We start from the raw sequence: 21,574 nt of genomic DNA on the forward strand, positions 1-21,574 counted from the left end.
ATGGGGGTCTGGGGGCGAAGGCTGGCGGTTGTGGTGGCCGGGGTTACCGCGGTGGGGGCGGTTACCCTTCCCGTCGGTGCAACGCCACAGCCCCCGACGGCACCTGCCCTGGGGAGTGTGCAGGAGCGGGCGGCGGCGTCGTGTTGGGCGATCAAGAAGGCTGAGCCGGGCAGCCAGGACGGTCTCTACTGGCTGCAGACGCCCGCGCTGATCGCGCCGCAGCGGTTCTACTGCGACATGACCACCGACGGCGGTGGATGGGTGCTGGTCGGACGGGGCCGGGAGGGCTGGAAGTTCCACCACGGCGGGCAGGGCACCCCGGGCGAGATCCTGAACAATCCCGCAGGGACCGGGGCGTTCAAGCCGGCCGCGCTTCCCGGTGACACGGTCAACGGACTGCTGAACGGTGAACGGGTCGACGCCCTCGCCGACGGGATCCGGATCCGCCGGGCGCGGAACGCCACCGGAACCGCCTGGCAGGAGGTGCGCTGGAAGCCGTCCCGGCTGAAAGACTGGTCGTGGACGTTCGACGCCGGGCATCCGCTTTCCTCGGTCGCCTTCGACGGATCCCGCGCCTCCGGAACGACCAGGGACGCCGGCTCCAACAGCGGCGAGCGGCGCCTCACCACCTACGGCTGGGACCGGCACGGGTGGCAGAAGGGATTCGCCTACGGCTCAGCCGTCCGGGACGGGAGCAACTCGGCGACGAGCTACCTCTGGGAGCTGGCGAACGAGAACTCGGCGATCCCGTTCACCCAGGTCTTCATCCGCCCGACGATCACCTCGGCCGATTTCCCCAAGATCCCGGCCGATGGGCTGCCCGCCTCGACGGCCAAACCCTTGGTGGCCAATCGCACCACGGCGACCCCGTGGGGGGTGACCGGCGTGGTGGGCGGCGGCACGGGTGAGCAGAACATCGAGGTCCAGTCGCTGGCGGTCCACGGCGACACGATCTACGTCGGCGGGAAGTTCGAGTACGTCCAGCGGGGCGCCGACGGGCCGCGCACGCGGCAGCCGTACCTCGCCGCCTTTGATGTGAACACCGGTGAGTGGCGGGAAGGGTTCCGGCCCGAGCTGAACGGCCAGGTCTGGGACATTCAGGTGGCAGGTGACCGGATTGTCGCGGGCGGCGAGTTCACCGGCGGGCTGGTCGCGCTGAATCCGGAGACCGGTGCGGTCGCGCCGGGCTGGAAGGCCACGGTTAGCCACACCGGCAACCCGGCCTTGGTACGCACCTTGGACCGGGAAGGCGACTGGATCTACGTCGGCGGGCAGTTCAACCGGATCGGCGGGGGCTCCCCCGAGACCGGGCCGATCACCTTGAGCCGGGCGGCCCGCGTCCGGGTTTCCGACGGCAAGCCCGACGGGACGTGGAAACCGAGCTTCGACGGCGTCCCGATCGAGCTGGACGCCACCCCGGACCGGGTCTACTTCGGCGGACATTTCAGTACGGCCGTGGGGGCGCCGGCCCGGAAGGTCGCAGTCATCGGCACGACCTCCCCGCCCACCCGGATCCCCGGGCTCAAGGACCAGGAGTGGGTGCCGAGCACCTCGACCACCCAGAAGCAGTACCGGCAGATCATCCGGGAGTTCGGCGACCGGGTGTGGATGGGCGGCTCCCAGCACGACTTCCAGATGTACACCAAGGACGGCTTTGAGCGGGTCCGCGGGAACATCACGGTGCAAGGTGGCGACTTCCAGAGCGCGGTCGAGCTGAACGGGATCGTCTACGCCTCCTGCCACTGCGGCGACTTCGTCTACAACGACGCGTCGAACTATCCCAACCCCACCGGATGGTCCAACGCCCATCAGATTGTTTTCATCGGCGCATGGGACGCCGAGACCGGCGAATACCTGCCGAACTTCGCGCCGGTCCTCGGTTCACGAGCCGGCAACGGCCCGTGGGAGCTGGTCACCGACGACAACGGCTGCCTGTGGTTCGGCGGGGACATGAACCGCGGGGCGGGCGGCTCCTGGCTGGGCGGCTTCGGCAGGCTCTGCGGGACCGACTCGACCGCACCGGGCAAACCGGGCGACCTGCGGCTGAGCGGCACCGCCCTGACCTGGTCCCCGGCCACGGACAACAGCGGCCCGGTCCGCTACGAGGTGCTGAAGGACGACCGGGTGATCGCCACGGTCACCGGGACCTCCTACACCGTCGAGGCCGGGGCGACCGGCCGGTACCTGGTGCGCGCGATCGACGGCTCAGGCAACCGGTCGGCTACCGTCGCCGCGGCGGCCGTACCCGTCCGGGATTCGTTTGTGGTCAAGTCCACGACCTGGCGGTACGCCCACGATGGGGTGGATCTGGGTACGGCGTGGCGCGCACCGGGGTTCGACGACTCCGCCTGGTCGTCCGGGCCGGGTGAACTGGGGTTCGGCGACGGCGACGAGGCCACGGTGATCCTGGCCGGGCCGACGCCGCGGCCGATGACCGCCTACTTCCGGGCCGAGTTCGAAGTGGCCGACCCGCCCGCGTACCGGGAACTCCTCGTCGAGCTGGTCAGGGACGACGGAGCCGTCGTCTACCTCAACGGGGTCGAAGTGGGCCGGAGCAACCTGCCCGAAGGGGAGATCGCGTACGGCGTCCCGGCGCTCACCGGCCTGCAGGACCGGGCCGACGAACGCACCCTCATCGCCTTCCAGGCACCGCCGGACCTGCTGGTCGCCGGACGGAACACGATCGCCGTCCAAGTCCACCAGGCCAACGCCTGGAGCGCCGACCTCAGCTTCAGCCTCACCCTCACCGGCACCCGCTAACCCGTCACGCGCCGCCCTGAGATCGTCATCCAATCCCAGGTTGCCGAAGTCGTGAAGAAGAACGTCCTCGGCAACCCACCGGCGTAGGCTTTCTCAGCGGGCGATGAACCTGCCGTCGATCGCGAGGGCCGCGCCGGTGACGAACGACGCCTTATCGCTGTGAAGGAACGCCACAAAGGGAGCGATCTCCTCGGGCCGGGCAATGCGGTTCACCGTGTGCAGCGAGGCGACGAACCGTTCGGCTTGCTCGCTGGTGACGAAAGACTGTTTCCACACGTTTCTGGTTGCGCATGGCGATCCCTCGACGACTGAGCGCATCCGCGAGACACTCAGCAAGAAAAGCGCACCCGCCGTGCAGGGAGGGAGCACATGGCCGCCATCAGGCTGCTCCAAGCCGAGATCACGGGGAAATGCCAGGCCAGGTGCGTGCATTGTTTCAACGACAGTGGCCCAAAGGGCTCGAACGGCACCATGACCGCAGACGATTGGCGACGGGTCTTCCGGCAGGCTGCAGACGTCGGAACCGAGGTGATCCAGATAGTCGGCGGCGAGCCGATGCTACATCCGGCTCTACCCGACCTCATCGCCCACGCTCTGAACCTCGGAGTCCGTGTCGAGGTCTATTCGAACTTGGTCTACGTGCCCTCACGTGTGTGGGACCTGCTCACTCATCCGCGAATGAGTGTGGCGACCAGCTGGTACAGCGCTGACCCTGCCGAGCACAACCGAATCACCGGACGTCCCACGCATGCACGGATCAAAGCCAACATTCTCGCGTTGGTAGCGCGGTCGGTGCCGCTGCGCGTCGGCGTGATCGACATCGATCCCCGGCAGAACGCCTCCCAGGCTCTGGAGGAGCTGCGGCGGCTCGGGGTCACCGATTGCGGTATCGATCGCGTTCGGCATCTGGGACGGGCGACCACGACGACTTCGCCGGACACCTCCCAGCTGTGCGGGCACTGCGGGCAGGGCATCGTCACCGTGCTGCCGTCCGGGGACGTGGTCCCGTGCCCGATGGGCCGCTGGCTGGTAGCCGGATCGGTGCACAGCAACAGCCTGGCAGACTTGATCGACCCGGTCACCGCACTGGCCCGGCACGAGATCCCGGCCGCGACCGGAGTAACGTGCAGGCCGCCGTGCGAACCGCAGTGCCACCCGGGACAAGATCAGTGCGCGCCGGAGAAGGATGGCTGTGTGCCGACAAAGAACTGCAACCCGGCTCAACCATGCAAGCCCCGAAACCCTTGCCGACCGGACGTGACATGCCGCCCCACGCCATGACCGTTCGCCACGTCGCACAGGCACGACGGCTGGCCAAAGCCGTCGCCCGGCGCGCCAAGCCGGATGTGCGTGAGCTGATCCGCCCCTGGCTGGCCGCTCTGACCGACGTGCCGCGCGAACTGTTCGTGCCCGATGTCGCCTGGGCTGACCCCAGGGATGGGCCGGGCCGCCGGATCGACCGGCTGACCGATCTGGACGGCTGGCTGCACGCCGTCTACAACGACGGCTCGATCATCACCCAACGCGATGACGGGGCCACCGACCCGGGGGACCCGGCTGGACGGCCGTCGTGCTCGCTGTCGGCGCCGTCGATCAGCCTGCAGTTCCTGGCCCGGCTCGGCTTGCGCGGACACGAGAAGGTGCTGGAGATCGGCACGGGGACCGGCTGGACCACCGCGGCGCTGTGCTGGTGGCTGGGGGAGGACGCCCGTGTGATCAGCGTCGAGGTCGATGGAGCGCTCGCCCGGCAGGCCGCCAAGAGCCTGGCCGCCATCGGCTGCCATCCGACGGTGCTGACCGCCGACGGTGCGATCGGTTACCCCGGTGCCGCTCCGTACGACAGGGTGCATGTCACCTGCGGGGTGCGCACGGTGTCGTACGCCTGGATCGAGCAGACCCGGCCCGGCGGGATCGTCGTGCTGCCGTGGATGCCCTCGCCGGGCCGTTGGGGGGAGCAGCTTGTGCTGCGCGTGCTGGACGACGGGAGCGCCGTGGGCCGCTTCACCGGCGACTGCGGTTACATGATGCTGCGCGCTCAACGGGTGGGCGACTGGCCCGCCTACGGCGAGCCGATGGAGGAGTCGGTCACCCGGCTGGACCCCCGCACCGTCGACGACGCGCTGGCCGAAGGCCTGATGCCGGCGTTGGCCGTCCACACGCCGCATCTGGTGGTCACGACCACCGGCTGGGACCGCTACGACGGCGAAGACGCGTGGGTGATGCGGCTCCGCGAGGCAGGTGGCAGTGGCTGGGCATTGTGCGCGGCCATTCCCGGCAACGGCGACTACCCGGTGTTGCAGGGCGGGGGTGTACGCCTGTGGGACCAACTCCAGGCCACCTACATGGACTGGGCCCGCCGAGGCTGCCCGTCCCGCTCCCGCTACGGCATGACAGTGACGCCGGACGGCAAACAGCACGTGTGGCTGAATATCGACGAGGGGCGCTTACCTTGATCTGGTGCGCGAGTTCATCTCTTGGGCGATCAACAACCTGAGGAGTGCTTCGGTCTCAGAACAGATGCTCTGCTGAGGCGCCCGTTCGCAGAAGGATTACCAGGCTGGCGAGCTGCGACAGTCAGCCGACCCGGATGTTTCACCGCGATGAGTCCGGTACTACTGGCGCCGGGCGGAACACGATCGCGATGCGAGTACTCATCCAGCCGGCGCGTGAAGTGGCCTCGGCTTCGTCTTTGTACCGAATGGCTGCCGCTGAAGATCGAGTCGGCTCCGTACCCGACATGAGTACGGAGGCGGCGTTCGCCGTCATCTGAGCCGGGAGCGCCGGCCTCGGGTTGAGCGGCCTTCGGTGAGCCGGGATCTGGTTCGGCTGGATTTGTCGCGGAGTAGGGAGTCGACCAGGCCGGCGAAGCGGGCGACCGCTTCGCCGGTTTCGTCGGTGCCGGGTTCGACGGTGTAGCCGGCCGGGTTGGTGAGCGCCCCGTCGAGGTGCGCGAAGAGTGTCCCGCCTGTCTCGGCGAGGGCGATGCGGTCGCGTTCGGCGAGGTGCCGGGCGAATCGGAGCTGGTGGTCGTCGACGACTTCGCCCAGTTCGGGGATGCGCGGGACCACAATGGGCAGGCGGCCGGCGGCCCGGCTCTCCGCGATGGAGCCCGGCCCGCCCTGGGTCACCACGACCGTGGCGAGGGAGAACATCTCCCGCATCCGATCGTGTGGCAGGAACTCGTGGCATTCGGCGCCGGCGACGGGCCGGGACGCGCCGTGCTGGATGACGCACCGCACCCCGGCGAGCCCCGGGTCGTCGAGCCACACCTCCATCCAGTCCATGAGCCGGTCGAACCGGTGGTGGTCGGTGCCGACGGTCACGAAGACGAGGACTCCCCGGTACCGGGGCAGGGAGGTCACAGGAGCTCCCCGACGACGACCCCGCGGGGGTACTGGCGCTGCTGTTCGGGCCATTGGAGCAGGAAGAGGCCGGTGATCGGGTAGCAGAGCCGCCCGGTGAGGGTGCCGGTGTCGATCCGGTCGTACACCTCCAGATACACGGTGGGGATCCGGAAGAGCTTGGCCAGGACGAAGAAGGGGAACGCGACCCCGGCCCCGGTGCTGACGATCACGTCGGGCCGTTCCCGGCGGAGCAGGCGGAGGGCGAGCCGGAAGTTCCGCAGCATGTTGGGGATGTTCCGGGTGGTCGGGTGGTGGGCCCAGCGGACGTCTTCCTCGGCGAGGAGGGAACGGGCGTCCGCCTTGTCGAAGGTCACCCAGACCCGTTCGTGCCGTCGCCACCAGTCGCTCAGCCGGTAGAGCTGGGTGAGGTGGCCGCCGGTCGAGCAGACCAGCAGCGCTCTGTGCCTAGACACCGTCGTCCCCCTTGGGCAGCACGTCGAACATCGCGGGATACAGGTCGGTGTTCCAGCCGCCCCCGCCCCGTTGCAGGCGGTGGGTGCGCAGGAAGATCTCCAAGAGGTAGGCCTGGGCGAGCAGGCCGGGTGGGGCGTCGACGCGCGAGGTGCGCGCGGTGTCGTGGACCGCGGCGACGGCTTCGGCGAGCGGTCTGCGCCGGAGCACCAGGGCCACTTGGAAGTGCCAGTGGAGCAGGTCGAATCCGATGGGGACCCCGGTCGCGCTGTGCTCCCAGTCCCAGATGTGGAGTGTCCCGTCGTGCCGGCCGAGGTTCCAGGGCACCAGGTCGCCGTGCCAGCGCCCGAACCGGAGCCGCGTGCCGCCGTACTCGCCCTCCAGCCGTACGGCAAGCGTGGCCAGTGCCCTTCTGAGGCGGGGCTCGTCGTCGATTTCGGAGATCTCCCGGCGGACGGCCTGCCAGTACGGCGATGCGGCCAGCTCGGTTTCCCGGACGCCGGATCCCGCCGCGATCGCGGCGAGCACGTCCGGTCCAGGTGGTTCGTCGGGGTTGCGGTGCGCCCGGATCCGCGGTGGCAGGGGCTCGGTCACCGTGATCTGCCGGTCCCGCCGGCTCCCGCCGTACAGCAGCCGGGGCGCGGTGACGCCGCGGACGGCGGTGAGCGCCTCGGCCTCCATCGCGACGAGCCTGCGGGTCGCGGCGTTCCAGCCGATCTTGGCGTAGCCGGCGGGTGTGCCGTCGGGCTGGAAGAGCTGGAGGGTGGGCTTGCCGTTGGGGTCGACGGGGCGGACTCCGATGCCCGCCGCGAGCCCGGGGCGGCCCAGGACGCGGCCGAGGTGGGCGACGATCAGATGGTCGGCGGGGTCGGCGTCTTCGGCGAGGCAGACCGTGAGCTCGTCCCGGAGCGCGATCGGGGCGAGGCCGACGCGGAAGGCGGCGCCGAGCAGCGCGCGGGCCAGGCCGAGCGCGCCGGGGCGGAGTCCGTTGTAGCGGCTGAGCGAGGCGTGCGCGGCGGCGCGGGTGGCGAGCGGGACGAGGAAGCGGGCCCGGGCCGCGTTCGGGACGATCGAATAGCGTTCGGCGACCCGGTATCCCTGGGGTGTCTCTCCCGCGGTGACCCGTACCGCCTCGCCTGGCTGCCAAACCTGGTCGATCAGGCGAAGCAGCGCCTCACTCGCGCCCGCCGGGCCCTGCCTCGTTGCCACCCAATGTCCATCTTTCAGAAGCTTTGTTACGAGACATCAATATATGTCCGTTTTATGACTTCTTGTGATGGAAGATCGGGTTCTACTGGGTGCGGAGCCGCGCGTAATAGGCCAGGCAGTCCTCGTAGCCCGGAAGGAGACCTTTCTCACGTGCCTGGGCCAGCGTGGGCGCGGCGGCGTCCTTGGGCGACAGGATCGGCTCGACGTCGGCCGGCCACTCGATGCCGATCTCCGGATCCAGGGGGTGGACCTCGCGCTCCCGGCCGGGGGCGTACGGCTCCGAGCAGAGGTAGACCACGCTCGCCTGCTCGCTGAGCGCCATGAACGCGTGGCCGAGCCCCTCGGCGAGGTAGAGACCGGCCCGGGCGACGTCGTCCAGCCGGACCGCCTGCCACTTCCCGAACGTGGGCGAACCCACCCGGATGTCCACGATGACATCCATGATCGCTCCGCTCACGCAGACGACGTACTTCGCCTGCCCCGGGGGGACGTCGGCAAAGTGGACTCCCCGCAGCACGCCTTTGGCGGAGGTCGACCAGTTGGCTTGGGCCAGGCCGAACCGATGCCCCAGCGCCTCGGCGAAACCGTCCCCGCGGAACCACTCCGCGAAGGCTCCCCGCTGATCACCGTGGATCTTGGGGGTGTGGAGGAAAGCACCGTCGATGTCTAGTGGCTGCATCCGCCATAGCGTGCCATGTCCTCATCCGTCGCACCACGACCCGTCGTACCGCCCCTGCGGTAGGTGACCTGTTCGACCCGGACTCCCTCACGGACCGAGCGACCGCAACCCCCACCTGTTGCCACATGATCATTGCGATACGTATCCCCCGCAGGGTGCGCACAGCGCAACGATCACCCGGCATCGGGTACGGGCTGCGCCAGGCCAACGGCTTCCCCACAAGCCCAGACAGCCACCGCCCCAGGGGTTGATCATCGCGATATGCATCCCCCGCAGGGTGCGCACAGCACAACGATCACGCGGTAGCCGGTACGGGCTCGCGGCCGCAGGCCGTACCGGGACTTCGATGTCCCCCACCGGCTCGGTCCCCGAGTGTCGATCGACTGGCTGCGGCTGGAACCCAGAGAATCCGACAACGTAGCGACAGGGACAGAACCGCCCCTCATTTCCCCTATAGACCTGTAAACCGTGATCTACTGTCCCGCGTCTACAGACGGAATGAGCAAGGGGCGGGCTTCCGGATGGGATTCAGGCGGGGAAAAGACTCTCCCGGCCGTTTCGGCATGCACGGGCATCCCCCGGAAGGTCAGACAGAGAGGAAGCGCATGGTCGCGGGTCAGAGAGACGCTGCCGCTGGCACACCCCAGGGAGGCACGTCATGATCGGACTCGCGGTCATCGGCGCGGGCTACTGGGGTCCCAACCTGGTCCGTAACGCACAGGCCACCCCGGCGATCCGGCTGGAGTACCTCTGCGATCTCGACTTGGACCGGGCCAAGGCGACGCTCGGACGGTACTCCACGGTCAAGGCGACCTCCTCCTACGAACAGGTGCTCGACGATCCGGCCGTGCACGCGGTGGCCGTCGCCACGCCCGCCGGTACCCACTTCGACCTCGCCCGGGCCGCGATCGAGGCCGGCAAGCATGTGCTGGTGGAGAAGCCGCTCACCCCCTCCTACGAGGAAGGGGTCAAGCTCGTCGAGATGGCCGAGCGCGCCGGTGTGGTGCTCATGTGCGACCACACCTTCTGCTACACCCCCGCGGTCCAGCGCATCCGGGAACTGGTCCGAAGCGGGGAGATCGGCGACATCCGGTTCGTGGACTCCGTCCGGATCAACCTCGGGCTGGTCCAGCCGGACGTGAACGTGCTCTGGGACCTCGCGCCGCACGACGCGTCCATCCTCGACTTCATCCTGCCCGACGACGTCACCCCGGTGGCGGTCTCGGCCCACGGCTCCGACCCGATCGACGCCGGTCGGGCCTGCGTCGCCTACCTCACGGTCTGGCTGTCCAACGGGACCCTCGCCCACATCCACGTCAACTGGCTGAGCCCCACGAAGATCCGCACCACGGTGATCGGCGGCTCCCGGCGGACGATCGTCTGGGACGACGTCAACCCCTCCCAGCGGCTCGCCGTGTACGACCGGGGGGTCGACCGCGCGGAGACGCTCGACGAGCGGAGGCAGACGCTGATCTCCTACCGGCTCGGCGACGTCCTGGTCCCGGCGCTGCCCGAGCGTGAGGCGCTCAGGACCATGATGGCCGAGTTCGCCTCGGCCATCGCCGAGCAGCGCCCGCCCCTGACCGACGGCCGTTCCGGCCTGCGGGTCCTCGCCCTGTTGGAAGCCGCCGTGGCCAGCATGGAGCTGGGCGGCGCACGAGTGGAGATCAAGAAAACTGATGACACTGCACGGTAGCCGCGCGCTCGTCACCGGAGGCGCGGGGACGATCGGCTCCACGATCGTGGATCAGCTGGTGGAGGCCGGCGCCGCCGAGATCGTGGTACTCGACAACTTCGTCCGCGGCCGCCGGGCCAACCTCGCAAAAGCCGAAGAAGGCGGAAATGTCACCATCGTTGATGGTGACATTAGGGATGCCGCGCTGGTCAGGAGGCTGACCGAGGGGATCGACGTCGTCTTCCACCAGGCGGCCATCCGGATCACCCAGTGCGCCGAAGAACCCCGGCTCGCCCTGGAAGTCCTGGTCGACGGCACCTACAACGTCGTGGAAGCCGCGGCCGACGCCGGGGTGAAGAAGGTAGTCGCGGCCTCCTCCGCCTCGGTCTACGGCCTGGCCACCGAGTTCCCGACCACCGAGACGCAGCACCCCTACGACAACGACACCCTGTACGGCGCCGCCAAGACCTTCAACGAGGGACTGCTCCGCAGCTTCACGGCGATGCGCGGCCTGGACTACGTGGCGCTGCGGTACTTCAACGTGTACGGCCCCCGGATGGACATCCACGGGCTCTACACCGAGGTGCTGATCCGGTGGATGGAGCGGATCGAGAACGGGCAGCCCCCGCTCATCCTCGGCGACGGCCTGCAGACCATGGACTTCGTCTACACCGTGGACATCGCCCGCGCCAACCTGCTCGCCGCGCAGAGCGAGGCCACCGACCAGGCCTTCAACATCGCCTCCAGCGTGGAGACCAGCCTGCGCGGCCTCGCCGAGCAGCTGCTCCACGTCATGGGCCGCGACGACCTGGGCCTGGAGTTCGGCCCGCCGCGTGCCGTCAACGGGGTCACCCGGCGGCTCGCCGACGTCTCCAAGGCCGCGGAAGTCCTGGGATGGAAGGCCGAGATCGGCCTGGAGGAGGGGCTGCGGCTCCTCGTCGACTGGTGGCGGGCCGAGCGGGCCGCGAACGGAGCGGCGTGGTGATCCCCGTCATGAAGCCGTGGCTCGGTGCGGAGGAGGCCGAGGCCGCCGCGGCGGCGGTCGCCTCCGGCTGGGTCGCGCAGGGTCCCCGGGTCGCCGAGTTCGAGCGGGCGTTCGCCGAGTTCATCGGTGTCCCGCACGCCATCGCCGTCTCCTCCTGCACCACCGCGCTGCACCTGTGCCTGATCGGCGCGGGGGTCGGCCCCGGTGACGAGGTGATCGTCCCCTCGCTGTCGTTCATCGCCACCGCCAACGTGGTCCACCACGCCGGGGCGACCCCGGTCTGCGCCGACGTCGACGCGGTCACGCTCAACCTCACCCCCGAGTCGGTGCGGGCCGTGACGACCGAGCGGACCAAGGCGGTGATCGTGGTGGACCAGGGCGGCATCCCGGCCGACCTGGACGCCTTCGCCTCCCTCGGCCTAGCCGTCGTCGAGGACGCCGCGTGCGGCGCCGGCTCGACCTACCGGGGCCGTCCGGTCGGCGCCGGAGCCGCGCTCGCCGCCTACTCCTTCCACCCGCGCAAGCTGCTCACCACGGGTGAGGGCGGGATGGTCACCGTCCAGGACGAACAGACCGCGGTACGGCTGCGCCGCCTCCGCGAGCACGCGATGAGCGTGAGCGCGGCGGATCGGCACTCCAGCTCCCAGCCCGTGCTGGAGGAGTACCTGGAGGTCGCCTACAACTACCGGATGACCGACATCCAGGCGGCGATCGGCCTGATCCAGCTCCGCAAGCTCCCGGAGATGGTCGCGCGCCGCCGTGAGCTGGCGGCCCGCTACCAGGACGCGTTCTCCGGACTGGCCGGGGTGACCACGGCGGCCGACCCCGCCTACGGGACGACGAACTTCCAGTCCTTCTGGGTGTCCTGGCCCGACCTCGACCAGGAGCACGTCCTGAAGCTCCTGGCCGGCCACGGTGTCTCGGCCCGGCGGGGGATCATGGCGTCGCATCTGGAGCCGGCCTACCGGGGCCGCTCCTTCGCGCCGCTCCCGGTCACCGAGCGGCTCACCCGGCATTCGGTGATCCTGCCGCTCTTCCATCAGATGACCACGGCGGAGCAGGACACGGTCATCGCGGCGGTGAGGGACGCCCACGGTGACTGAGCTGGTGATCGTCGGCGCGGGGGGTTTCTCCCGCGAGACGGCGCAGAACCTCCCGCCCGGGATTGAGCTGCTGGGCTTCGTCGACGACGATCCGGCCAGGCACGGCACCCGCATCGACGGCGTGCCCGTACTCGGCGGCACCGAAGTGATCGCCGAGCTGGATCCCGAGGTGCGCCTGGTCGTCTGCACCGGCCGTCCGTCCGACAACACGAGCCGGCCGAAGATCGTGGCGAGGCTCGGCCTGCCGCCGGAGCGGTATCGGACGCTGTGTCACCCGACGGCGCTGGTCGCCCCCTCCTGCACGGTCGGACCCGGCTCTGTGCTCCTGCCGTACACGGTGCTGACCGCCTCGGTCCGGGTGGGCGCGCATGTGGCGGTCATGCCGCACGTGGTGCTCACCCACGACGACGTGATCGAGGACTACGTCACCATCGCCGCCGGAGCGCGGCTGGCGGGGGGCGTACACGTCGGCGAGGCCGCCTACATCGGCTCCGGGGCCCTCATCCGGGAGGGGCTCACGGTGGGGGCGCACGCCGTCGTCGGCATGGGTGCGGTCGTCACCCGTCATGTGCCACCAGGCGAGGTTTGGGCCGGCAATCCGGCCCGCCGTTTCGAAAGGACACCGCGTTGACCACCGTCCCGCTCATGGATCTCGCGACGCCGCACCGCGAGATCGCCGAGGAGATCCGTGCGGGCTTCGAGCGGGTGATGTCCGCCACCGCCTTCGTCAAGGGGCCCGAGGTCGCCGCGTTCGAGCGGGAGTACGCCGAGTTCCAGCGGGTTTCGCACTGCGTCGGCGTCGCCAACGGCACCGACGCGATCGAGCTCGCGCTGCGCGCGGTCGGGGTGGGGCCGGACGTCCCGGTGGTGCTGCCCGCCAACACCTTCGTGGCGACCGCCGGCGCGGTGCTGCGCTGCGGGGCCCGGCCGATCCTCTGCGACGTCGACCCGCAGTACCTCCTGATGGACCCGGCCGCCCTCTTCGACGTGCTCACCGAGGACACCGCGGCGATCGTCCCGGTCCACCTGTACGGCCAGATGGCGCCGATGAGCGAGATCATGGGCCTGGCCGGGCGCATCCCCGTGATCGAGGACGCGGCCCAGTCCCAGGGGGCCGCGCAGGGCGGACGGACGATCTTCGGCTCGCTCGCCGCCACCAGCTTCTACCCGGGCAAGAACCTGGGGGCGTACGGCGACGCGGGCGCGGTGACCACCGACGACGACGAGCTCCAGCGGCAGGTACGGCTGATCGCCGACCATGGGAGCGAGAAGAAGTACGAACACCTCGTCCCCGGGGTGAACTCCCGGCTCGACGCGCTCCAGGCAGTGGTCCTGCGGGCCAAGCTCGCCCGGCTGGCCGCGGGCAACGAGGCACGGCGGGCGGCCGCGGCACGCTACGCCGAGCTCCTCGGCGACCTGGACGAGGTGCAGCTCCCCGCCACGGCACCGGACAACACCCACGTCTGGCACCTGTACGTCATCCGGGTCGCCGAGCGCGCCCGCGTCATGGCGAGCCTGGCCGAGCAGGGCATCCAGACGGGGATCCACTACCCCAAGCCCGTGCACCTGCACCCGGCCTACCGCTCGCTGGGATACGCGCCAGGCGATTTCCCGGTCAGCGAGGCGGCCGCAGAGGAGATCGTCTCCCTCCCCATGTTCCCCCACATCACCGAGGAGCAGCAGGCGCTGGTCGCCGACGCCCTCCGGAAGGCCCTGCGATGAAATCGCTCCGCAACCGCTTCGTCGACGCCCCCGACTCCGTCGGCGCCCGGGCTCGCCAGCGCCGCTGGAACACCTTCATGTCGATATTTCCTGATCTGACCGACATGACGGTCATCGACTTGGGCGGGACCGCCGAGTACTGGAAGCGGGCCCCGATCCGCCCCAAGCACGTGCACATCGTCAACCTCGACCCGGTCCCCGACGACCTGCCGGACTGGGCCAGGGGTGACACCGCGGACGCCTGCGAGCTGCCCGAGTCGATCCTGTCCGGCTCCTACGACCTGGTCATCTCCAACTCGGTGATCGAGCACGTGGGCGGGCACGTCCGGCGGCTGCAGTTCGCGGACGCCGTACACCGCCTCGCCGACCGGCACTGGATCCAGTGCCCGTACCGCTACTTCCCGGTGGAGCCGCACGTGCTCTTCCCCGGCTTCCAGTTCCTGCCGGTGGCCGCGCGGGCCAGGATCGTGAAGAAGTGGCCGCTCGTGCACACCAACCCCGCCGACCGGGCGGGCGCGCTGCGGGACGCGATGGGGGTCGAACTGCTCTCCCTCACCGAGATGCGGTACTACTTCCCGGACTCCAAGCTCCATTTCGACCGGATGGCCGGCCTGGTGAAGTCCGTCATCGCGGTGAAGAACCGGTGACCACCCGGGTCGAGGTCCTCGGCACCCCGGTGGACACGGTCACCATGGGGGAGGCGGTCTGGCGCTGCGTCGACGCCGCGGAACGCGGTGAGTCGCTCACGGTCGGCGCGGTCAACGCCGCGAAGATCGTCAAGATGCGGCGGGACCTGCCGCTGCGCGAGGCCGTGGTCGGCTGCGGCCTGATCGTGGCGGACGGCCAGGCCGTCGTCTGGGCCGGGCGGATGCTCGGCCTGCGTTTCCCGCACCGGGTCACCGGCATCGACCTGCTCGTCGAGCTGCTGGGGACCGCCGCCGAGCGCGGGCTCCGAGTGTACTTCCTCGGTGCCAAGCAGGAGACCCTGGACATCATGATCGCCCAGCTCAGGGAGCGGCATCCGACCCTTCAGATCGCGGGGAGCAGGAACGGCTACTTCACCGACGAGCAGGCCCCCCAGGTGGCGGACGAGATCAGGCGGACCCGGCCCGACCTGCTCTTCCTCGGGATGCCCTCCCCCAAGAAGGAGCGCTTCTGCGCGGACTACGGCCCCCGTACCGGGGCCCGGGTGATCCACGGGGTGGGCGGCTCCTTCGACGTCCTCGCCGGGGACGTCCGCCGGGCACCCGGCTGGTCCCAGCGGTTCGGGCTCGAATGGTTCTACCGGATGATTCAAGAGCCGGTCCGCCTCGGCCCCCGTTATCTCACCACCAATGCGGCGTTCCTCTGGATGCTCGCGGTCGCGCTTTTGCGCCGCCTGTTCACCCCACGGCGCGGGCGCCCTAGTTCCCAGCACCATTGAGCGGAAGGCACGGATCTTAAGGACACCTTTTCTCAACGAATTGACAGTTTTCACGGAATGTTGCCGAGGACTTCGGCCACATGTCGTTTCCTAATGTCCGCCGAAGAATCCCCGGCCTCAACCGCGTAAATCCAGGCGTGCCGGAACGCGTAGGAAAAGCGTAGTCTGACGGCGGGTTTTGCAATGCGGCGAGGGTTAGGGGATAGGGATGCGCGTCTTTCTGGCCATCGCCTCCAAACAAGGCGGGAAGAGCATCTCCGAAATCGCGTCGGCGGCGGCCGAGGCCGGGATCCGGACGGCCTTCCCCGTCCCCGCCCAGACCGTGACCCACGAGGCCTGGCGCTCGGCCCGTTCCGACGTCGCCCTGCTGGCCTGGTCGAACGAGCCGGGCCAGCCGAGCCTGCTCGCACCCGGGCGGGACCGGGTGACCGCGGTCAACGGGTACCTCGCCGACCCGGTCGACCTGCGGATGCTGCCCACCATGGACGTCGGCCGGACCGACCTGAGCCAGGTGGGCGGATGCTTCGCGGTCTTCCAGGCCGGCGAGTCCGGGGTGAGCGCGGTCACCGGCGCCACCCGGGCCTGCCCCGTCTTCCACGCCGAGACACGCCACCTCCACGTGATCGGCACCCGGGCCCTCCTGGTGCACCTGGTGGCCCGGGCCGCCGAAAGCGGTTCCACCTTCGCCGCACCGCAGTGGGACGTGCTCGCGCTCCAATCCATGATCCGGCAGGGGTACTTCGTCTCGGACGAGACCCCGTTCCGCGGGGTACGGGCCGTGCCGCCCGGCGGAGGCGTCCACATCGAGAACGGCCGGCGGACCCTGCTCTCCCCCGGCCTGCCCACCGCCGAGCCGGTGGGCGCGCGGCAGCGCCGTACCCAGGTCGCCGAACTCGCCGCCGCGCTGATCGACTCGGTCGCACCGCTCCGCAGCGCCGGAGCCCCGGTGCGCCTGGCCCTCACCGGCGGCCGGGACAGCCGGTTGATCGCGGCGCTGCTGCACGCGGCGAAGGTGCCGTTCCAGGCCACCACCTACGGCCTGGAGGACAGTCCCGACGTCGCGATCGCCCGGCTCGTCGCCACCAGGCTCGGGATCGAGCACCAGGTGGTGGCGCCCACCCAGGCCGAGCACGAGCGGGAGATCGTCGTCGCGCACCCGCTCGACCGGACTTTGGACGTGCTCCGGGTCTGCGAGGGGATGTCCTCGGCCTACGAGAGCATCGTGGGCTACGAGCCGTACAGCGGCAAACCCACCACATCCGGCCAGAGCGGGGAGATCCTGCGCGGCGGCTTCCTCTGCGGGATGTCGTCGATCGCCCCGCCCGCACTGGAGCGCAAGGTCCACGACCTCTTCCTGAACGACGCCGAGCTCTTCACCCAGGAGGCCAACGAGCACGCCGCGGCGCTCGCCGACCCCTGGCTGACCCGGGTACGGGCGAACGGCCCCGAAGTCCTCGACCACATGTACCTGGCCTTCCGGGTCGGCCGATGGCACGCCGGGGCGCGGGCCGGCGCGCTCCGCCGGGGCACCCCCGTCCAGCCGTTCCTGGACAACCGGGTCGCCCGCCTCGCCCTCGCCCTGGACCCGGTGTGGCGCCGGTCCGAAGCCGTGGTCCACGCCCTGATCGAGGGGTTCACGCCGGGGCTCACCGAGATCCCGCTGGAGGGCCGGGCGTGGCGGTTCCTCGGGGAGAGCCCGGACGACTCCTGGTCCAAGGTCCGGCGCCGGATCCGGCGGCACATGGGGAACGGCTCCGCGCCGCCCGCCCCGCCGCCCCGACCGGCGCCGCCGCGCAAGTCCTGGAACTGGCGGGCGCACGGCGATCTCAGCAGGATCCTGCTCCGGGGCGTCGCCCGGTCCGAGGCGCTGAGCACGATCGTCGACCTGGACCGGGTCCACGCCGTGTTCGGGGACGCCGCGATCGGCCGGCCGGGCCTGGCGTGGAACCTCTACACCGTCGCCGCGCTGCTCACCGAGGGTCTGGACCCCCCGGTTCTGCCGCCGCAGGAGCGGCTGCGGATCCCGATCCCGGACTGAGCCCTACGGCTCCGGTACGGGCTCGCCGGTGTCCTCCCAGACGTTGCCCCGCCACTCGTTGCCCTTGCCCTTGGCATCCCAGCGCGAGGTGTGTCCCCAGCCGCCGCCCTTGGGGTAGATCCGGCGGCTGAACGTGTTGTTGATGATCTTCACGTTGTAGGAGACACCGTACTTGCCGCCCCCGCCGTAGAGGGCGTAGGAGCCGCCGCCGAGCAGGTTGTTCTCCATGATCGTGTTGTGGGTGACGCCGTCGAACTGGAAGAGGGCGATCGCCGCGGTCTGGTTGAGGCTGTTCAGCACGGTGTTGTGTCGGATGATCAACTGCCTCCCCTGCGGCTGGCCGCCGCGCGCCCAGATCAGGTCGGTGTGATCCCCCTCGAAGAAGACCGGATCGTGGAAGTAGTTGTCCTCGATCACACCCTCCTGGGTGTTCACCGCGGCCTGCATGGTGTGGATGTCGGTCCGCCGGACGGTCATCATGCCGCCCTTGTTCATGATCCCGACGGAGAGCCGCCGCTTGCCGGTCCCGGAGATCTCGGTGTCCTCCACCGTGAGTCCCTCGAAGCCCTCCCGCTGGATGACCGCCCAGTAGTCGCCGGGATTGAGGATCTTGGTTCTGCGGATCGTCACGTTGTTCGCGGCCACCACGATGTCGCCGTAGAGGAAGGCACCGTCGATCACCGTGCCGTCCTTGTCGATCACCATGGACTTGATCCGCTTGAGCTGGACGCCCTTGGGGACCCCGGTGTTGCGGGAGTTCGGCCACTTGTCCGGGAGCTTTCCGCCCGCCTCCTTACGCGGCTTGATGCTGGGGACGGGGGGAAACTCATCCGCTTCGGGCGGCGGCTCGGACTGGCAGCCCGTGAGCGCGACGAGAAGAACGGCGGCCAGGAGCAGCCGCGGTCGCCTGGTCACCGCTTGGGCCACCCCATCCGGTGGGGATCCCCGGGGGTCTGCGGCATGGGTGACTCCTTAGGTGGTTCTGACCAAGCGCGTGAACATCGAGCGGGTCCCGAACCGCTCCGCGATCATGACGCCGGTGACCAGGGCGATGAAGCCGATCGCCGAGATCGCGAAAATCGTACGCGACTTGCGACTGCTGATCGGGGTCGCCGACAGGGTGCCTTCGGCGAGCCGGGTGGTGATGAAGGTGCCCTTCCTCGTCAGCGCCGCCCGCTGCCGGGCCTGAAGGTCGTTCCGGAGCGCGGACACCGCCGCGTCCCTGGTCCGGTCCGCGACCGCGGGGTCCCGGTCGTACACCCTGATCGTGATGTACGGCTTGTTGTAGTACGGAACCTCTTCATTCCCCAGATTGGCGATCTTGGCGGTGAAGTCCACCGTGCCGCCGAGCTTGCGGACCTCGGCCAGCCCCTGCGGACCGGTCAGGTAGAGGTGCGACACATAGGTGACGAAGATGAGCTCGACGGAGAACCTCTCATAGGCGTCGACGGTCTCCTTGCTCGTCGGCTTTCTGAACTGAACCTCGGCGATGCTCTGATAGAGCGGCGGCGCCGTCAGCACGAAATAGCCGACAATCCCGGTCAACACCAAGATCGCCGAGCTTACCAGTCGATGACGCCAGAGGAGAATCACGATGTCACGGATGGTCATCGCTCTTTATCCTCCTCAAATGGTCGATGCAGCTTACTCTTCGCGTGGTTCGGAAGCTCGATGTCACCTATGCTAGGGGTTATTCGTCGAGGACCTATCTTGTGCAATGACGGGGTATTACCTCCGCCCCGCGTTTAGTGCCGCAAGCGGGCAGAAGGGGAACAATGGATCTGCTCGGAACGTTGCAGGCACTACGCCGGTGGTGGTGGGTCGCCTTGCTGCTGTTCTCCCTCAGCGTGTCCGGAGTCGGAGCCGCCTACGCCCTGCTGCCCTGGAGCTACGAATCCAAGGCCAACGTACTCTTTCTGCCGTCCATCAAGCAGGCCGAGGAGGCGGGAGGGAACGCCTACCTGGTATTCAGCGACTCGCTGAGAGTCTCCGCCGAGGTCACCGGACGCAACCTGTCCAGTGAGGCCACCGTCGAAGCCTTCGCCAACAAGGGGTTCGACGCCGAATACGAGATCAACCTGGCCACCGACTCCAACGGCCCCGTCCTGGACGTCGTCGTCACCGGGGACAACCCCGAAGTCACCTCGGCCACCCTCAAGGCGCTCCTGGACGAGGTCGGGCCGCGGCTCAACAGCCTGCAGACCGTGCAGGGCAAATCACCCTCCAGCGAATCGCTCATCCGGACCCGGGTCATCGCCCAGACGGTGGAACCCCAGCGGGTCACCCAGGACAAGCTGCGCCTCCTCATCGTCATCGGGGTCGCCGGACTCCTCGTCACCATCGGCATCCCGGTCATGATCGAGGCGATGGCGGAGCGGCGCCGTATCGCCGAGAGCAGGCGCGCCCGGGTGGGCGTGCCCAGGAACAGCCGGCACCTGACGAACCAGGACCCGGCCCGGCCCGCGTCCGCCGTACGCGCCCCCACCGCTCCGGGATCCACGGCCGGGGTCGACCTGAGCGAGCCGTCGGCGGTCCGCCGTACCCAGGACATGCAGGTCATGCGACGCACGCCCGTCGAGCCCGCCACGCCCGAAGCCACCGGTGCCACCCCCGATCTGTGGACCAGCGCCGGAGACGCCGACACCATGAACATGCCGAGAATCGTGGTCGACCCGGAGCACAGCAGCCGGGTCAAGGTCGGCAACGGGTCCGTGAACACGGGTAAGCGCCGCCGCGAGATCCCGGCCAAGCCCGAGAACGAGCCGAACGCCTACAAGTTCGACGACGAGCGCCGCTAGCCGCCGTGCACCCAGCCCCACAGCCGATGACCCGCACCACCTCGGTGGTGGTGCTGACCATCTACATGGCGGTCCTGCTCCTGGTGCCGTCCAGGTTCGTCTTCGCCCCGCTCGGGGCCGCCGGCACCCCCGCCGGCATGCTCGCGTGCGTCCTGCTGCTCTGGTACATCATGGCGTGGCTGAGCCCCCGCTCGGCCGCCGTGGTCCGGGAACGGCAGCCGATGCGGCTCGCCATGGGGCTCTTCCTCGCCGCCGCGCTGGCCAGCTACGCCGCCGCGGTGGCCCGCCCCCTGGAGACCATCGAGCTCAACGCGGTCGACCGCGGCATGATCACGGTCCTCGGCTGGACCGGGGTGGTGCTGCTCGCCGCGGACAGCATCGACCGGATGGAGAACCTGGAGCGGATCCGGCGGCGGCTGGTCGCCTTCGGCACCTTCCTGGCCATCATCGGCATCCTGCAGTACCTGTTCGGGCTGGACATCTCCCAATACATCAGGATCCCCGGGCTCGCCCAGCAAGGCGACTACGCCTCGCTGCTCAGCCGGGACAACCTGCGCAGACCGGCCGGAACCTCACTCCACCCGCTCGAATTCGGCATGGTGCTCGGCATGCTGATCCCGCTCGCCATCCACGGGGCCAGATACGCGCCCGACGGCAAACGCGGCCGAAGATGGCTGCAAGTCGGCCTGATCACGATGGCGATGTTCATGACCGTGTCCCGCTCCGCCTTCATGGCCCTCGGCATCGCCCTCGTCATCATCCTGCCGCTCTGGACCAAGCAGGAACGCCGCAAGGCCTACCTCGTCGGCTTCCTCTTCCTCGCGGCCGTCCAAGGCCTCGCCCCCGGCCTCGTCGGCACCCTGCGACGACTGGTCTCCAACATCGGCACCGACGGCAGCACCCGATTCCGCCTGCAGGACTACGACGCGGTCTTCTACTACTTCCCGCAGCACCCGTGGTTCGGCCGCGGCTTCGCCACCTGGCTCCCCAAGCAGTACCGCATCCTGGACAACCAGTACCTCGTCTCACTCCTCGACATCGGGCTGCTCGGGGTGGTGGCCCTCATCTCCCTGTTCGTCCACTCCTGGGTGATGGCCCGCTCAGTCCGCAAACGCTGCGAAGACCCGGCCGTCCAGCACCTGGCCCAATGCTTCGCCGCGATCATCGCGATGGCCGCGTTCACCTTCGGCACCTACGACACGTTCGCCTTCCCGATGGCCTCCGGCATGACCTTCCTCATGTTCGGCCTCTGCGGCGCCCTCTGGCGCCTCATCCGCGTCCCCGCCATCGCCCGCCAACGAGCCCGAGAACTGGTCCTAGCCAGTTAACGGCCGCCGGGCCTCACCACGGGATCTTGAGTTACAGGT

General features: G+C 69.3%; 20 protein-coding genes. 13 read left to right on the forward strand and 7 right to left on the reverse strand.

Going from position 1 to position 21,574, the window contains the following annotated elements; all coding sequences use genetic code 11:
- Positions 1-117 precede the first annotated feature (117 nt).
- The gene (locus tag RUR_RS32780) at positions 118-2,760 is read left to right on the forward strand and encodes a fibrinogen-like YCDxxxxGGGW domain-containing protein (RefSeq protein WP_283139099.1); all 2,643 of its coding nucleotides are present in this window, start codon (positions 118-120) and stop codon (positions 2,758-2,760) included.
- Between the two features lie 93 nt (positions 2,761-2,853).
- Here RUR_RS32780 and RUR_RS32785 read toward each other — a convergent pair whose 3' ends face one another.
- Entirely contained in the window at positions 2,854-3,078 is a 225-nt protein-coding gene (locus RUR_RS32785; RefSeq protein WP_283139100.1) for an SDR family oxidoreductase, read from the reverse strand.
- Positions 3,079-3,129: 51 nt separating this feature from the next.
- Between RUR_RS32785 and RUR_RS32790 the strand changes: the two genes are divergently transcribed.
- Together RUR_RS32790 and RUR_RS32795 are read left to right on the forward strand one after the other, a co-directional pair.
- Positions 3,130-4,041, forward strand: coding sequence for a radical SAM protein (locus RUR_RS32790; RefSeq protein WP_283139101.1), 912 nt, complete (start codon positions 3,130-3,132; stop codon positions 4,039-4,041).
- A complete protein-coding gene (locus RUR_RS32795; RefSeq protein ID WP_283139102.1) occupies positions 4,038-5,213 on the forward strand; it encodes a methyltransferase domain-containing protein in 1,176 nt (391 codons plus the stop codon). The genes RUR_RS32790 and RUR_RS32795 overlap by 4 nt, the downstream gene beginning before the upstream one ends.
- A 309-nt stretch (positions 5,214-5,522) precedes the next feature.
- Here the strand turns inward: RUR_RS32795 and RUR_RS32800 are convergent, their stop codons facing one another.
- The 4 genes from RUR_RS32800 to rfbC all read right to left on the reverse strand — a co-directional run bounded on the left by RUR_RS32800 (position 5,523) and on the right by rfbC (position 8,463).
- Complete coding sequence (locus RUR_RS32800; RefSeq protein WP_283139103.1) at positions 5,523-6,122, reverse strand: glycosyltransferase; 600 nt, start codon at positions 6,120-6,122, stop codon at positions 5,523-5,525.
- Positions 6,119-6,577: a PssD/Cps14F family polysaccharide biosynthesis glycosyltransferase gene (pssD, locus tag RUR_RS32805; RefSeq protein WP_283139104.1), complete on the reverse strand. Its 459-nt coding sequence runs from the start codon at positions 6,575-6,577 to the stop codon at positions 6,119-6,121. Before pssD ends, RUR_RS32800 begins: the two co-directional genes overlap by 4 nt.
- Complete coding sequence (locus RUR_RS32810; protein ID WP_283139105.1) at positions 6,570-7,784, reverse strand: hypothetical protein; 1,215 nt, start codon at positions 7,782-7,784, stop codon at positions 6,570-6,572. The genes pssD and RUR_RS32810 overlap by 8 nt, the downstream gene beginning before the upstream one ends.
- Before the next feature lie 82 nt (positions 7,785-7,866).
- Positions 7,867-8,463 carry a dTDP-4-dehydrorhamnose 3,5-epimerase gene (gene rfbC / locus RUR_RS32815; RefSeq protein ID WP_283139106.1) on the reverse strand — a complete coding sequence of 199 codons (597 nt, stop codon included), beginning with the start codon at positions 8,461-8,463 and terminating at the stop codon, positions 7,867-7,869.
- Positions 8,464-9,121: 658 nt separating this feature from the next.
- On the opposite strand from rfbC, the gene RUR_RS32820 reads away from it, so the two are divergent.
- The 8 genes from RUR_RS32820 (at position 9,122) to RUR_RS32855 (ending at position 17,409) form a co-directional block, all read left to right on the forward strand.
- On the forward strand, positions 9,122-10,159 hold the full coding sequence (locus RUR_RS32820) for a Gfo/Idh/MocA family protein (RefSeq protein WP_283139107.1): 1,038 nt from the start codon (positions 9,122-9,124) through the stop codon (positions 10,157-10,159).
- Positions 10,143-11,123: an SDR family NAD(P)-dependent oxidoreductase gene (locus RUR_RS32825; RefSeq protein ID WP_283139108.1), complete on the forward strand. Its 981-nt coding sequence runs from the start codon at positions 10,143-10,145 to the stop codon at positions 11,121-11,123. Before RUR_RS32820 ends, RUR_RS32825 begins: the two co-directional genes overlap by 17 nt.
- The gene (locus RUR_RS32830; protein WP_283139109.1) at positions 11,120-12,226 is read left to right on the forward strand and encodes a DegT/DnrJ/EryC1/StrS family aminotransferase; all 1,107 of its coding nucleotides are present in this window, start codon (positions 11,120-11,122) and stop codon (positions 12,224-12,226) included. Before RUR_RS32825 ends, RUR_RS32830 begins: the two co-directional genes overlap by 4 nt.
- The gene (locus tag RUR_RS32835) at positions 12,219-12,857 is read left to right on the forward strand and encodes an acetyltransferase (protein ID WP_283139110.1); all 639 of its coding nucleotides are present in this window, start codon (positions 12,219-12,221) and stop codon (positions 12,855-12,857) included. Before RUR_RS32830 ends, RUR_RS32835 begins: the two co-directional genes overlap by 8 nt.
- Positions 12,854-13,948 carry a DegT/DnrJ/EryC1/StrS family aminotransferase gene (locus RUR_RS32840; protein ID WP_283139111.1) on the forward strand — a complete coding sequence of 365 codons (1,095 nt, stop codon included), beginning with the start codon at positions 12,854-12,856 and terminating at the stop codon, positions 13,946-13,948. The genes RUR_RS32835 and RUR_RS32840 overlap by 4 nt, the downstream gene beginning before the upstream one ends.
- A complete protein-coding gene (locus RUR_RS32845; protein ID WP_283139112.1) occupies positions 13,945-14,595 on the forward strand; it encodes a class I SAM-dependent methyltransferase in 651 nt (216 codons plus the stop codon). Before RUR_RS32840 ends, RUR_RS32845 begins: the two co-directional genes overlap by 4 nt.
- Positions 14,592-15,371 carry a WecB/TagA/CpsF family glycosyltransferase gene (locus RUR_RS32850; RefSeq protein WP_283139113.1) on the forward strand — a complete coding sequence of 260 codons (780 nt, stop codon included), beginning with the start codon at positions 14,592-14,594 and terminating at the stop codon, positions 15,369-15,371. Before RUR_RS32845 ends, RUR_RS32850 begins: the two co-directional genes overlap by 4 nt.
- 208 nt (positions 15,372-15,579) lie before the next feature.
- Entirely contained in the window at positions 15,580-17,409 is a 1,830-nt protein-coding gene (locus tag RUR_RS32855) for an asparagine synthase-related protein (RefSeq protein ID WP_283139114.1), read from the forward strand.
- 3 nt (positions 17,410-17,412) lie between these two features.
- Here the strand turns inward: RUR_RS32855 and RUR_RS32860 are convergent, their stop codons facing one another.
- Together RUR_RS32860 and RUR_RS32865 are read right to left on the reverse strand one after the other, a co-directional pair.
- Entirely contained in the window at positions 17,413-18,324 is a 912-nt protein-coding gene (locus RUR_RS32860) for a right-handed parallel beta-helix repeat-containing protein (protein WP_283139115.1), read from the reverse strand.
- Positions 18,325-18,381: 57 nt separating this feature from the next.
- Complete coding sequence (locus RUR_RS32865) at positions 18,382-19,020, reverse strand: GumC domain-containing protein (protein ID WP_283139116.1); 639 nt, start codon at positions 19,018-19,020, stop codon at positions 18,382-18,384.
- A 164-nt stretch (positions 19,021-19,184) separates the two neighbouring features.
- On the opposite strand from RUR_RS32865, the gene RUR_RS32870 reads away from it, so the two are divergent.
- Positions 19,185-20,207 (forward strand): YveK family protein, encoded by a 1,023-nt coding sequence (locus tag RUR_RS32870; protein ID WP_283139117.1) that lies wholly within the window; start codon positions 19,185-19,187, stop codon positions 20,205-20,207.
- Between the two features lie 26 nt (positions 20,208-20,233).
- Complete coding sequence (locus RUR_RS32875; protein ID WP_283139118.1) at positions 20,234-21,535, forward strand: O-antigen ligase family protein; 1,302 nt, start codon at positions 20,234-20,236, stop codon at positions 21,533-21,535.
- Positions 21,536-21,574: the final 39 nt, after the last annotated feature.

Source organism: Rhizohabitans arisaemae, assembly GCF_025996515.1.
Taxonomy (GTDB): Bacteria; Actinomycetota; Actinomycetes; order Streptosporangiales; family Streptosporangiaceae; genus Rhizohabitans; species Rhizohabitans arisaemae.

Excerpts from the sequence above, each read along its gene's own strand:
- RUR_RS32855 (WP_283139114.1), top strand. The coding sequence starts at position 15,580 with ATGCGCGTCTTTCTGGCCATCGCCTCCAAACAAGGCGGGAAGAGCATC.
- RUR_RS32790 (WP_283139101.1), top strand. The coding sequence starts at position 3,130 with ATGGCCGCCATCAGGCTGCTCCAAGCCGAGATCACGGGGAAATGCCAG.
- RUR_RS32795 (WP_283139102.1), top strand. The coding sequence starts at position 4,038 with ATGACCGTTCGCCACGTCGCACAGGCACGACGGCTGGCCAAAGCCGTC.
- RUR_RS32845 (WP_283139112.1), top strand. The coding sequence starts at position 13,945 with ATGAAATCGCTCCGCAACCGCTTCGTCGACGCCCCCGACTCCGTCGGC.
- RUR_RS32865 (WP_283139116.1), bottom strand. The coding sequence starts at position 19,020 with ATGACCATCCGTGACATCGTGATTCTCCTCTGGCGTCATCGACTGGTA.
- RUR_RS32825 (WP_283139108.1), top strand. The coding sequence starts at position 10,143 with ATGACACTGCACGGTAGCCGCGCGCTCGTCACCGGAGGCGCGGGGACG.
- rfbC (WP_283139106.1), bottom strand. The coding sequence starts at position 8,463 with ATGCAGCCACTAGACATCGACGGTGCTTTCCTCCACACCCCCAAGATC.
- RUR_RS32870 (WP_283139117.1), top strand. The coding sequence starts at position 19,185 with ATGGATCTGCTCGGAACGTTGCAGGCACTACGCCGGTGGTGGTGGGTC.
- RUR_RS32785 (WP_283139100.1), bottom strand. The coding sequence starts at position 3,078 with ATGCGCTCAGTCGTCGAGGGATCGCCATGCGCAACCAGAAACGTGTGG.
- RUR_RS32875 (WP_283139118.1), top strand. The coding sequence starts at position 20,234 with ATGACCCGCACCACCTCGGTGGTGGTGCTGACCATCTACATGGCGGTC.
- RUR_RS32820 (WP_283139107.1), top strand. The coding sequence starts at position 9,122 with ATGATCGGACTCGCGGTCATCGGCGCGGGCTACTGGGGTCCCAACCTG.